12 protein-coding genes, 1 tRNA gene and 1 pseudogene are annotated in these 11,989 nt (G+C 45.0%); 12 read left to right on the top strand and 2 right to left on the bottom strand.

The window, feature by feature from the left end:
* The first annotated feature begins 275 nt into the window (after positions 1 to 275).
* The 11 genes from hprK (at position 276) to AB1L08_RS19555 (ending at position 10,491) form a co-directional block, all read left to right on the top strand.
* Entirely contained in the window at positions 276 to 1,205 is a 930-nt protein-coding gene (hprK, locus tag AB1L08_RS19605; RefSeq protein WP_413066318.1) for an HPr(Ser) kinase/phosphatase, read from the top strand.
* 38 nt (positions 1,206 to 1,243) lie between these two features.
* On the top strand, positions 1,244 to 2,053 hold the full coding sequence (lgt, locus tag AB1L08_RS19600) for a prolipoprotein diacylglyceryl transferase (protein WP_413066317.1): 810 nt from the start codon (positions 1,244 to 1,246) through the stop codon (positions 2,051 to 2,053).
* 29 nt (positions 2,054 to 2,082) lie between these two features.
* Positions 2,083 to 3,021: a nucleoside recognition domain-containing protein gene (locus AB1L08_RS19595; RefSeq protein ID WP_413066316.1), complete on the top strand. Its 939-nt coding sequence runs from the start codon at positions 2,083 to 2,085 to the stop codon at positions 3,019 to 3,021.
* Positions 3,022 to 3,023: 2 nt separating this feature from the next.
* Positions 3,024 to 3,677, top strand: a complete 654-nt coding sequence (gene ppaX / locus AB1L08_RS19590; RefSeq protein WP_413066315.1) for a pyrophosphatase PpaX — start codon at positions 3,024 to 3,026, stop codon at positions 3,675 to 3,677.
* A complete protein-coding gene (locus tag AB1L08_RS19585) occupies positions 3,674 to 4,192 on the top strand; it encodes an acyltransferase (protein WP_413066314.1) in 519 nt (172 codons plus the stop codon). Before ppaX ends, AB1L08_RS19585 begins: the two co-directional genes overlap by 4 nt.
* Before the next feature lie 197 nt (positions 4,193 to 4,389).
* Positions 4,390 to 5,910 (top strand): tetratricopeptide repeat protein, encoded by a 1,521-nt coding sequence (locus tag AB1L08_RS19580; protein ID WP_413066313.1) that lies wholly within the window; start codon positions 4,390 to 4,392, stop codon positions 5,908 to 5,910.
* 129 nt (positions 5,911 to 6,039) lie between these two features.
* Positions 6,040 to 6,993, top strand: a complete 954-nt coding sequence (gene trxB, locus AB1L08_RS19575) for a thioredoxin-disulfide reductase (RefSeq protein WP_413066312.1) — start codon at positions 6,040 to 6,042, stop codon at positions 6,991 to 6,993.
* Between the two features lie 365 nt (positions 6,994 to 7,358).
* Positions 7,359 to 8,258, top strand: a complete 900-nt coding sequence (gene rapZ, locus AB1L08_RS19570; protein WP_413066311.1) for an RNase adapter RapZ — start codon at positions 7,359 to 7,361, stop codon at positions 8,256 to 8,258.
* Positions 8,248 to 9,231, top strand: coding sequence for a gluconeogenesis factor YvcK family protein (locus tag AB1L08_RS19565; protein WP_413066310.1), 984 nt, complete (start codon positions 8,248 to 8,250; stop codon positions 9,229 to 9,231). The genes rapZ and AB1L08_RS19565 overlap by 11 nt, the downstream gene beginning before the upstream one ends.
* 24 nt (positions 9,232 to 9,255) lie before the next feature.
* Complete coding sequence (gene whiA, locus AB1L08_RS19560) at positions 9,256 to 10,215, top strand: DNA-binding protein WhiA (RefSeq protein ID WP_413066309.1); 960 nt, start codon at positions 9,256 to 9,258, stop codon at positions 10,213 to 10,215.
* A gap of 18 nt (positions 10,216 to 10,233) precedes the next feature.
* Entirely contained in the window at positions 10,234 to 10,491 is a 258-nt protein-coding gene (locus tag AB1L08_RS19555; RefSeq protein ID WP_413066308.1) for an HPr family phosphocarrier protein, read from the top strand.
* Positions 10,492 to 10,551: 60 nt separating this feature from the next.
* On the opposite strand, the gene clpP is transcribed toward AB1L08_RS19555, so the two are convergent.
* Positions 10,552 to 11,157, bottom strand: coding sequence for an ATP-dependent Clp endopeptidase proteolytic subunit ClpP (gene clpP, locus AB1L08_RS19550; protein WP_413066307.1), 606 nt, complete (start codon positions 11,155 to 11,157; stop codon positions 10,552 to 10,554).
* 235 nt (positions 11,158 to 11,392) lie between these two features.
* On the opposite strand from clpP, the gene AB1L08_RS19545 reads away from it, so the two are divergent.
* Positions 11,393 to 11,464, top strand: a tRNA-Arg gene (locus tag AB1L08_RS19545).
* A 137-nt stretch (positions 11,465 to 11,601) separates the two neighbouring features.
* Here the strand turns inward: AB1L08_RS19545 and AB1L08_RS19540 are convergent.
* Positions 11,602 to 11,913 (bottom strand): annotated as a pseudogene (locus tag AB1L08_RS19540) (tyrosine-type recombinase/integrase); the annotation flags it as partial.
* Between the last annotated feature and the right edge of the window lie 76 nt (positions 11,914 to 11,989).

Genomic DNA, 11,989 nt, shown 5'->3' with positions numbered 1-11,989 from the left:
CGCGGATACCGAAAAATACCCGCGGATACCGAAAAATACCCGCGGATACCGAAAAATACCCGCGGATACCGAAAAATACCTGCGGATACACAATCAACCCATTAAAGCTCCAGCTTCCGGGTCAAAAACGAAGGCCAACTTGTTTTAAAAAGAAGAAAAAAGTTGAGGGGTAGAGATTCACTCCGATAAAATGCTAAAATAGACAGGGTGAGGATTTTTTGGTCTATGATTTTGAACTTGAACAGCAAGAGGCTTTTTTTATGGGAGGGATTCCGTTGGCGACAGTTCGTACGGAAGATATTATAAAAGAATTTGACCTGGAGTTGATCAGCGGCGAAGATGGGATTCATAGGCCTGTGACGACAAGTGATATTTCAAGGCCGGGGTTGGAAATAGCCGGCTTTTTTCACTATTATCCGGCTGAGCGCCTGCAGCTTTTGGGAAGGACGGAAGTCAAATTCACTGAAATGCTCATGAAGCGGGAGAGGCGTTTTCGGATGGAGCAGTTATGCAGTGATGTGACTCCGGGCATTATCATTACAAGAGATCTGGATGTTCCGCAAGAATTGATTGAAGTATCTGAAGAAAAGTCTGTTCCGGTTATGCGAACTCCGATGAAAACGACCGGTTTTACAAGCCGTTTGACATATTTTTTGGAAAACAAACTTGCACCGACGACTGCCGTGCATGGGGTGCTTGTCGATATATTTGGCGTCGGCGTCTTGATAACAGGCCAAAGCGGAGTCGGAAAAAGTGAAACGGCGCTCGCGCTTATTGAAAGGGGCCATCGGTTGGTAGCGGACGACTGCGTTGAGATCAGGCAGGTCGACATGGACCGCCTTGTCGGAACGGCTCCGGAATTGCTGGAGCATTTGCTTGAAATCCGCGGGCTCGGTATTATCAATGTCATGACCCTGTTTGGAGCGGGTGCAGTCCGTCCGTATAAACGGATTACTTTAACCATCCACTTGGAATTATGGGATGAAAACAAGCATTACGACCGTCTCGGTTTGGATGAAGAAAAAATAAAGATTTTTGATACGGAAATTACAAAATTGACAGTACCGGTGAGGCCCGGCCGCAATCTTGCCGTTATTCTTGAAGTGGCAGCCATGAACTTTCGGTTAAAAAGAATGGGCATGAATGCGGCCGAACAGTTTGCAAGCCGCCTGTCGGAAGTCATGAAAAAAGAGCTGGACGACTAATTTTATCAGAAATCTGTCATATATGAGGAGCTGAGCATATGGAGCCGAATATTCAGCCGTTAAACCCGATCGCGATCAAAATAGGCCCGCTTCCGGTCCATTGGTACGGCATTATAATTGGAATTGGCATTGCCATTGCCCTTTACCTTGCCATGCGCGAAGGGGAAAAGCATAAACTCGATAAAGAAGTTTTTCCCGACCTGCTGATATGGGCCATTCCGATATCGATCCTCTCGGCAAGAGCTTATTACGTTCTTTTCCAATGGGATTATTATTCACAAAACCCGGGAGATATCATCAAAATTTGGGAAGGCGGCATTGCAATCCATGGAGCGCTTATCGGTGCAGTCGTGACAGCCATTATTTTTGCAAGATCGCGCGGCTTATCCTTTTGGAAGCTTGCCGATATTGCCGCGCCCAGCATCATTCTGGCCCAGGCCATCGGCCGGTGGGGAAACTTCATGAACCAGGAAGCATACGGCGAAGAAGTATCAAGGGAATTTCTTGAGCATTTGCACCTCCCTCAATTTATCATTGATCAAATGTACATAAAAGGGGCTTATCATCACCCGACATTCCTGTATGAATCGATTTGGAATTTATTGGGGTTTGTGCTGCTGATCATGCTGAGAAAAGCAAATCTGCGCCGCGGGGAACTCTTTTTATCCTATGTGATTTGGTATTCCGTCGGCCGTTTTTTCATTGAAGGCATGAGGACGGACAGTCTTATGTTGACAAGCACCCTTCGCATGGCACAAGTCATATCACTCGTATTAATCGCTGTTGCCATCATGATCATCGTGTATAGAAGAAAAGCGGGCCTTGCAAAAGCCGGTTATTACGAATGAAATTTACCATGTATTGGAGAGAATAAAGAATGTTTGCAACTTCGCTGAAAAACGGCGGGATCGTTGGCTTGAAAACGACGTGGACATTAGGGAAAATCATCTTTCCCGTTACGCTGATCGTTGTTTTGCTGCAGCACACCCCCGTCCTGCCGTGGGTGATCCGCCTCCTGGAACCGTTTATGGGACTGTTCGGTTTATCTGGGGATGCAGCCATTCCGCTCGTTTTAGGGAATTTTTTAAACTTATATGCCGGCATCGGCGGGATTTTATCGTTGGATTTGACGGTAAAAGAAGTCTTTATCATCGCCGTCATGCTTTCATTTTCACATAACCTGTTGATTGAATCGTCCGTTGCCGTCAAAGTCGGCGTTTCTTTCTGGGTAATCCTCGCGGTGCGGCTCGGGTTGGCCTTTATTTCGGCAATTGTCATTCACCTTGTCTGGAGCGGCGGGCAGGAGATGGCCCAATACGGAATGATTCCCGCACAGGAAGAACAAGTGGCCGGAATGGCCGCTGTTACTTTGCTTGCTGTAAAAAAAGCGGCGTTTGGCATTCTTCAACTGGCCTTGATTGTCATCCTGCTCATGATCGGCATCCAGCTTTTAAAGGACTATCACTGGCTTGAAACTTTTTCCCGCTGGACTTCCCCGTTCACCCGGATGCTCGGAATGAAGGAAAATACATCCACAACAATGGCCGCAGGCTTGGTATTCGGGCTGGCCTACGGGGCGGGAGTCATGATCCAGGCTGTCAAGGAAGACGGGGTATCCAAAAAGGATGCAACGCTTGCCTTTATTTTTCTTGTTGCCTGCCATGCTGTTGTGGAAGATACGCTTATTTTTATGCCGCTCGGAATTCCGATATTGCCGCTGTTTTTTATCCGGCTCGTCACGGCTGTCCTGCTTACGTGTGTCGTGGCCGCTGTTTGGAGGCAAGTGGATAATGCGAGAGAAGGGAAAGTTGCGTAAATATGAACAAACAAATCACAACACTTTTATTTGACCTGGATGGAACACTGCTTGATACGAACGAACTGATCGTTACATCATATTTGCATACGTTTGAGCAGTTTTTTCCGGGCCGCTTCAAACGTGAGGATGTCATGCCGTTTCTTGGGCCGCCATTGATTGATGCATTCAAAAGTGTCGATCGCGACAAGGCGGAAGAAATGGTCAAAATTTACCGGAAGTTTAATATGGAAAAACATGATCTCCTCGTCCAAGAATTTGAAGGCGTATATGAAACGATCCGCACACTCCATGAAAATGGCATGAAAATGGCGATCGTTTCAACGAAAATCAGAAAAACGGTTGTAAAAGGATTGAAGCTTACGAACCTGGATGAATTTTTTGATGTCATCATCACGCTCGATGATGTGGAAAAAGCCAAGCCCGATCCTGAACCGCTTTTAAAAGCGCTCGATGCACTTGAAGCGGAGCCGCGTGAAGCCATCATGATCGGAGACAATTACCACGATATTTTAGGCGGAAAAAATGCCGGCACCTATACGTGCGGAGTGGCCTGGTCCTTAAAGGGAAAGGATTATTTGGAGCAGTATAAGCCGGACTTTATGTTGGAAAAAATGCCCGATTTATTGGAAATCGCCGGGGTGGGTGTACGATGAGGAGAACGGATCGGTTTCCCGTCAGGGGAGCCAATTCCCTTTGGCATGTATATAAAACGGTTCCATTCTGGAAAGTGGTCCGAAATTTTGTTGTCATACAAATCGCGCGTTATACGCCCTTTTTGGCGATGAAAAATTGGCTGTACCGCGTTTTTCTAAACGTAAAAGTCGGGGAAAACACGTCCTTTGCCCTGATGGTCATGCTTGATGTCATGTTTCCCGAAAAAATTTCGGTCGGCAAAAACTCGATCATCGGTTATAATACGACCATCCTGGCCCACGAATACCTGATTGAAGAATACCGGCTCGGCGATGTGGTAATCGGAAATGAAGTGATGATTGGCGCCAATTCCACAATCCTTCCGGGTGTCACAATCGGGGATGGTGCGATTGTTTCCGCAGGAACGCTCGTTCACAAAGATGTCCCTGCAGGTTCATTTGCCGGAGGCAATCCGATGAGAGTCATTTATACGAAAGAAGAAATGGAAGAACGAAGAAAAGCGGACCCTGTATAGGTGTTTCAAGACATTCAATGCCTCCTGCCGGAGGCTGTTTCATTTTTATTAAGAAAAATGGATGGACAGTCCTATTCTCCAACGTCCCATCATACATTTTTCAAACGGGATCCGGCAACTTTTTAAGATACAAAGAAGATTGCTAGTATGATATACTACAAAAAGCGACAAAGGACGATAAAAACGGAGGAAATAAGATGTCCAAAGATCCAAAGAAATGTAAGGGGCGTGCGAAAGTCTATTCGTTTATACCGACGGGAGAATACTATTTTCATAAAGGACTGGAAGCGTATGACCGCTTTGACTTTCCGAAGGCGAAAAAATACTTGAAGCGTGCTCTGGAGCTGGAGCCAATGGAACCGATGATTGCCTGCCAGCTTGCCCTCGTTTATACAGAAACGGGGGAATACGCCCGGTCGAACGAATTGCTTTTAACCATTCTCAATGACATGGATGAGAGAATGACGGAATGCCACTACTTTTTGGCGAATAATTATGCCCATCTAGGTGTGTATTCGGAAGCATACCGCCATGTAAGGCTTTATCTGGATACGGATGAAGTCGGTGAATTTGCGGAAGATGCGGAAGACCTGCTCGAATGGATCAACCGGCACGAAGACGAAGCGGAATCCTCCATGGAACAGGAAACGCTTTTATATATGCAGGAAAAGTCCAAGGCCATGCTTGAAGACGGCCATTACCAGGAAGCCGTCAAGCTATTAAAAAAGCTGATCAAATCCCATCCGGATTTTTGGCCGGCTTATAATAATATGGCGCTCGCTTATTTTTACGAGGGGAATACACATGAGGCCTTCCGGACTCTTGAAAAGGTGCTCGACCAGAATAAAGGAAATTTGCATGCGTTATGCAACCTGGCCGTTTTTTATTACTATGAACAAAAAACAGAACAATTACAGGGTCTTTTAAAAGTATTGGAAAAAATCCAGCCGCTCAATCCTGAACACCGCTACAAGCTGGGTGCTACTTTTGCACTGACGAAAAGGTATGAAAAGGCTTATTTTTGGTTGAAAAAGCTCCAAAAGACCGGCTATGCCGGCAGTCCGGGATACTATTACTGGCTGTCCAAAGCGGCGTTTTTTACAGGGAATAAAAAAACGGCGGAAGCGGCGTGGAACCAGCTTATGATCCTGGAACCCCAAAACGCGGGTTCCGAGCCGTGGAATGAGGATGTAAACCAGCCAAACGGCGAAGATAACCATTATGAAGATATTATTTTAAAATTGCTGCGCAGCCACAACATTCCGGAACGGCTCTGTGCCATCTTTTTCATGGAAATATCCGGACGCAAAAATGCGATTATTTCACATCCATCTTTCAAGCCGCTGGAAGAATTTACTTTTCCGGAGAAGGCCTATTTGGCAACGATACTTCAGATGGGAAAAGGCCAAACGATGAATATAAATGTTGATATAAAAACAGGCCACGAAACAGCGCTGGAATTGTACGAGCAGCACGCCGAAAACCATTCTGAACTGTCCGTCCTGCTGGTCGACTGGTTTGCGGCTTTTCAAAAGATGCTTGAAACCGGGGAAAAATTGACAAACCCCCTTGCTTTGGCGGCAGCAACAGAGTATCTTTCTGCAACAGAAAGAAAGAAGAAAAAAACCCAGCGCGAAATTGCCAAGCAATACGGCATCTCTCCCGCCACCTTGCGCAAATATACAAATAAAATAGCGGATTATTTTATCCGGCATTAACACTTCTGCTGATTGAAGTTTTATTAAATATGAGCATATGTTTGGACGTCCGGCAAATACTTTATTACGATAACAATTAAAGTGGATGTTATGATTAGCTTTACCTGTAAAAGGAGTGTGGAAAAAAACATGTCGGAAGAAAAAATGTACGATGTGATCGTGGCGGGTGCAGGACCAGCCGGCATGACGGCTGCTGTTTATACATCAAGGGCGAATTTGTCGACCCTCATGCTTGAGCGCGGGGTTCCCGGAGGGCAAATGGCCGATACGGCGGATGTTGAAAACTATCCCGGATTCGACCATATTTTGGGTCCGGACCTCTCTGCCAAAATGTTTGAGCACGCAAAAAAATTCGGTGCTGAATATGCGTACGGCGACGTAAAAGAAATTGTCGACGAAGGATCCCATAAAATTGTAAAAGCGGGTTCGAAAGAATACAAAGCGTTGTCTGTCATCATCGCTACGGGAGCCGAATACAGAAAGCTCGGTGTTCCGGGGGAAGCGGAACTGACCGGCCGCGGCGTTTCCTATTGTGCCGTTTGTGATGGAGCCTTCTTTAAAGACAAAGAGCTGGTCGTCATTGGCGGAGGGGATTCGGCTGTCGAAGAAGGAGCCTATTTGACGCGGTTTGCCTCCAAAGTAACGATTATTCACCGCCGGGATCAGCTGCGGGCGCAAAAGATTCTCCAACAGCGGGCATTTGCAAACGAAAAAATTAATTTTATTTGGAACCATACTGTCAAGCAGATCAACGAAAAAGACGGAAAAGTGGGCTCTGTCACACTTGTTTCAACGGAAACAGGGGAAGAAAGGGAGTTTTCAACGGACGGGGTGTTCGTCTATATTGGAATGGACCCGCTCACCAAATCCGTGGAGAATCTCGGAATTACAAATGAATCCGGTTATATCGAAACAAACGAAAACATGGCGACAAGTATACCGGGAATCTTTGCCGCAGGCGATGTCCGCGACAAATTGCTTCGACAAATTGTTACAGCAACCGGGGATGGAAGCATTGCTGCCCAAAGTGCACAAATATATATTGAACATTTAAAGGATCAACAGCTTGCCAATAAGCCGTAATCGCCATTTAATCTGTTTGTAACAGTGGTGAAATGTTATTTGTGTATATTTATATATGAGATATTGACCCCCTTTTTATACAATATCCCTTTTTTGAGCACAGGTGATCCTGTGCTTTTTTTAGCTTCTTTGATTGACGCTGATTCGTCACTGTTTTTCTGGCGGCGAAAATAGTATAATATGGTGAACATCTTTTTTTGAAGTTCGAACATGAGCATATGCAGTTGTTTGACAAGCAGAGCCAAGGCGTGGCTGCCTTCAGACCGAAGTCCGCTTTCGTTTTTGGAGAAGAACTCCCTGCCGGCGATGCATATACATATAAAAGGTTTCTAATTAGCTTTAATTAGTGACAAGGGGTGAGATCATTGTTAAGTGGATCAACTGAGGATATCCAATTGGTCATCATTACCGGAATGTCCGGTGCCGGAAAAACAGTCGCGATTCACAGTTTTGAGGATCTCGGATTTTTCTGTGTGGACAATTTGCCGCCTGCATTGATGCCGAAATTTCTTGAACTGATGAAAGAATCCGGCAACAAAATGAACAAGGTGGCACTAGTGATGGACTTGAGGGGCAGGGAGTTTTTTGACACGCTCCTCCGGGTAATTGATGAGCTATCGGACTCTAATTGGATTACCCCGCAAATTTTGTTTCTCGATGCTGATGATGCTGTTCTTGTCAGGAGATATAAAGAAACACGCCGCTCACACCCGCTTGCTCCGTCCGGCCTGCCGTTGGAAGGAATCATGCAGGAGCGCAAACTGCTGGAAGAATTAAAAGGACGGGCACAGCACATTTATAATACGTCAATTATGAAGCCGAAAGAGCTCCGTGAAAAAATTCTCACTGAGTTTTCGGCGGATAGGCAGGCGATTTTTACGGTCAACGTCATGTCTTTCGGTTTTAAACACGGTATTCCGATTGATGCTGATCTTGTATTGGATGTCAGGTTTTTGCCAAACCCCCATTATATTGACCATATGAGGCCCAAAACCGGCTTGGAAGAGGAAGTTTCCAATTATGTATTAAAGTGGAGCGACACCCAAAAATTTCTGGCCAAAGTGACTGACTTGCTCAGCTTTATGCTCCCCCATTACAAAAGGGAGGGGAAAAGCCAGCTTGTTGTGGCCATTGGCTGTACGGGCGGCCAGCATCGTTCCGTGACACTGGCCGAATATATTGGACAATATTTTGAAAATGACTATCAAATCCGGATCACTCACCGTGACATCGAGAAAAAAGGGGATTGGCTACATGAAAAATAAACCTTTGCCTAGAGTTGTCGTCATCGGCGGAGGAACCGGATTGCCGGTGCTGCTTAGAGGATTAAAGAATTTTCCCATTGACTTGACAGCGATTGTTACCGTTGCCGATGATGGCGGCAGTTCGGGGCGCTTGCGCAATGAACTGGAAATCCCTCCGCCGGGTGACATCAGAAACGTTCTCGCGGCCTTGTCGGATGTTGAACCGCTCATAGTCGAGATGTTTCAGCATCGCTTTAACACGTCCAGTGAGCTTTCGGGACATTCTCTCGGAAATTTGATTATCGCTGCATTGACGTCCATTACCGGCGATTTCGTCCATGCCATAAAAGAAATGAGCCGCGTCTTAAACGTGCGGGGAAAGGTTCTTCCCGCTGCCAATCAAAGTGTGGTGCTTCACGCAGAAATGACCGATGGCACGATCGTTTCCGGGGAATCAAAAATTCCATTTTCGGGAAAAATAATTAAACGTGTCTTTTTGACTCCGAAAGTGATTGAACCATTGCCGGATACGATGGCAGCCATTCAAGAAGCCGATTTAATTGTCATTGGGCCGGGCAGTTTATATACGAGCATTCTCCCGAATTTACTCGTCCCCGGTCTCGGTGAGCAAGTATGCACTGCAAAGGCGAAAAAAGTGTACATTTGCAACTTGATGACCCAACCTGGAGAAACCCGCGGTTTCACGGCAGCGGATCATGTCAAAGCGCTCAACGACCATATGGGATGCTCATTCATAGACACCATCATCGTCAATGACAATGGTATTCCTTCAGACTTGCAGCACCGATATGAGGAAGAAATGGCCGTACCTGTCTATTTTCATTTTGATCAGCTCCGTTCGTTGGGGATGGAAGTAATATGTGACGAAATTGCCACCATTGAGCAGGGGCTGATTCGTCACGATACAGAAAAAGTAGCTAACATCCTCTATACATTATTGGAAACCAACGTGAGCCGAATTGCCAACTCGTAAAAGTTGGTAAAGGAGGAATCTCTCATGTCGTTTGCCTCGGAAACGAAAAAAGAACTGACAAACTTATCTGTGAAAGACTGCTGTACAAAAGCCGAATTGTCGGCACTGATCAGGATGAATGGTTCCCTGTCTTTTTCAAACCGGGAACTGATCGTCAACGTTCAAACTGAAAACGCGGCCATTGCGAGAAGGATTTATATTTTGATCAAAAAAAGCTATGATGCGGCAGTTGAACTGCTAGTCCGCAAAAAAATGAGGTTGAAAAAAAATAATGTCTACATTGTCCGGATTCGGGATAATGCGGAACCGATGCTGAAGGATCTGCAGATTTTGGGAGACCAATTTACGTTCATCCGTGAAATATCCCCGGTTTTGACCAAGAAGAAATGCTGCAGGCGATCCTATTTGCGCGGATCTTTTTTGGCCGGGGGATCAGTGAATAATCCGGAAACGTCTTCTTATCATTTGGAAATATTTTCGATGTACAAAGAGCATAACGATTCCTTATGTGAGTTAATGAACTCTTTTCAATTGAACAGCAAGACGTTGGAGCGAAAAAACGGCTTTATCACGTATCTGAAGGAAGCCGAAAAAATAACCGAGTTTTTGAATATTGTCGGGGCCCACAGTGCACTGCTCCGCTTTGAAGATGTCAGGATCGTCAGGGATATGAGGAACTCGGTCAACCGCCTCGTAAATTGCGAAACGGCCAATTTGAACAAAACGATCGGGGCGGCGCTCAGACAAGTTGAAAACATCCGCTATATTCAGGATACCGTTGGTCTTGATTTGCTCCCCGATAAATTGAGGGAGATCGCAGAGCTGAGAATAACCCATCAAGATGTAACACTGAAAGAATTGGGAGAAATGGTGTCGAGCGGACAAATCAGCAAGTCCGGCATTAATCATCGACTGCGAAAAATTGATGAGATTGCCAACAAACTGCGCCACGGCGATCGTTCTCTTTTATTGAATAAAAAATAAAGAATGGAGGAAATTATTTTGGCAGAAAAAGATGTAACAGTAAAATTAAAATCAGGATTGCAAGCAAGGCCTGCCGCTCAATTCGTTCAGGAAGCAAACCGCTTTTCATCGGACATTTTTATTGAAAAAGACGGCAAAAAAGTAAATGCGAAAAGCATCATGGGACTAATGAGTTTAGCCGCCGGTTCCGGAGCAGCCATCAAATTGATTGCAGAAGGTCCCGACGAAGAGGACGCATTGAAAAAGCTTGCTGAATTTGTGGAAAATGAACAATAGGAGCAAAAGGGCCACCCCAAGGAGTCCGTAAAGAACGCCGGGATGGCCTTTTTGTTGCCGTTATTTGTTGTCTGTCTTCAGTCCTTCATTTCGCTGAATAATATGGTCGATGAGGCCGTACTCTTTCGCCTTTTCTGCAGACATGAAATTGTCGCGGTCAGTGTCGCGCTGAATCACTTCGAGCGGCTGGCCGGTACGTTCGGCCAAAATTTTATTTAATTTTTCACGCATGGAAAGGATGCGCCTTGCTGCAATTTCAATTTCTGTTGCCTGCCCCTGCGCTCCGCCAAGCGGCTGGTGGATCATGACTTCACTGTTTGGCAATGCGTACCGTTTGCCTTTTGTTCCGGCTGCAAGCAGGAATGCACCCATGGATGCGGCCATCCCTATGCAAATCGTTTGCACATCGGATTTGATAAACTGCATCGTATCGTAAATGGCCATTCCGGCTGTAATGCTTCCACCCGGGCTGTTGATGTAAATGGATATGTCTTTTTCAGGATTTTCCGCCTCAAGGAATAATAATTGAGCAACAATGGAATTCGCTACCGTATCGTTGATGGGACTGCCAAGCATAATGATTCTGTCTTTGAGCAATCTGGAATAAATGTCGTAAGCCCGTTCCCCGCGGTTTGTTTGTTCAATAACTGTTGGAATTAAGGTCATGCTTATCCTCCTCTTTTCTCAAGGCTTTTAAACAAGCCTTTGGTAATTTGTGTATTACATTGTATGTAATGATATCATACATGGATGGTCAGGGAAGGTCAAACAATTCGCTTTCTTCCCCAAAAATATATTTCCATACAAACCATATTATCCATATTGCCGCAATTTAAACTAAAAAAAGGGTTGCAACCTTTATATAATTGGATTATAATCATATATCGTACGGAAAAAACATGCCCTCGTAGTGTAACGGATAACACGCAAGATTCCGGTTCTTGAAATGTGGGTTCGATTCCTGCCGAGGGCGTTTCCAAGTAAATATGTAATAAGTCCGGTTCATCACAAAACACTCGAAAATGTTGTTATACCAATGTTTTCGGTGTTTTTCTTATCTTGTAGAATACGATTTAAAACGATAGGTTTTGAAACTTTTTTACACAAATTTTACACAACCCTCATATTCTCGAATGTACTGATAGCTGCTTTGGTGTCCTCTTCCCGCAACTCTTTTATCACGTGAGCATAATGCCGCATGGTTGTATCAATCGTTGAATGGCCTAATCGTTCGGAGACATAATAAATCGAAACTTTCTGATACAGTAATACACTGGCGTGTGTATGGCGTAATCCGTGTATGGTGACTGGTTCTATTTTAAACTTTTTCAACATCCGTTCAAGCATTTTGTTCGCATTATTGTTAGTAATTACCTTGCTTTTGCTTCCTGGGTTAAAAAACACCAATCCATGAATATTAGAACCTATTTTCCGCTAATCGTATTATGTCAGATTGTAAAATAGAAAAATGACATTTTTTACTTTTTTTCTTCAGGGA

The sequence above is a fragment of the Siminovitchia jepli genome (assembly GCF_047228825.1).
GTDB lineage: Bacteria > Bacillota > Bacilli > Bacillales > Bacillaceae_C > Siminovitchia.
This window is presented reverse-complemented; position numbering and strand designations above follow the sequence as displayed.

Coding starts and splice junctions, on each gene's coding strand:
- trxB (WP_413066312.1), top strand. CDS start 6,040: ATGTCGGAAGAAAAAATGTACGATGTGATCGTGGCGGGTGCAGGACCA.
- AB1L08_RS19595 (WP_413066316.1), top strand. CDS start 2,083: ATGTTTGCAACTTCGCTGAAAAACGGCGGGATCGTTGGCTTGAAAACG.
- AB1L08_RS19585 (WP_413066314.1), top strand. CDS start 3,674: ATGAGGAGAACGGATCGGTTTCCCGTCAGGGGAGCCAATTCCCTTTGG.
- AB1L08_RS19580 (WP_413066313.1), top strand. CDS start 4,390: ATGTCCAAAGATCCAAAGAAATGTAAGGGGCGTGCGAAAGTCTATTCG.
- whiA (WP_413066309.1), top strand. CDS start 9,256: ATGTCGTTTGCCTCGGAAACGAAAAAAGAACTGACAAACTTATCTGTG.
- AB1L08_RS19565 (WP_413066310.1), top strand. CDS start 8,248: ATGAAAAATAAACCTTTGCCTAGAGTTGTCGTCATCGGCGGAGGAACC.
- lgt (WP_413066317.1), top strand. CDS start 1,244: ATGGAGCCGAATATTCAGCCGTTAAACCCGATCGCGATCAAAATAGGC.
- clpP (WP_413066307.1), bottom strand. CDS start 11,157: ATGACCTTAATTCCAACAGTTATTGAACAAACAAACCGCGGGGAACGG.
- ppaX (WP_413066315.1), top strand. CDS start 3,024: ATGAACAAACAAATCACAACACTTTTATTTGACCTGGATGGAACACTG.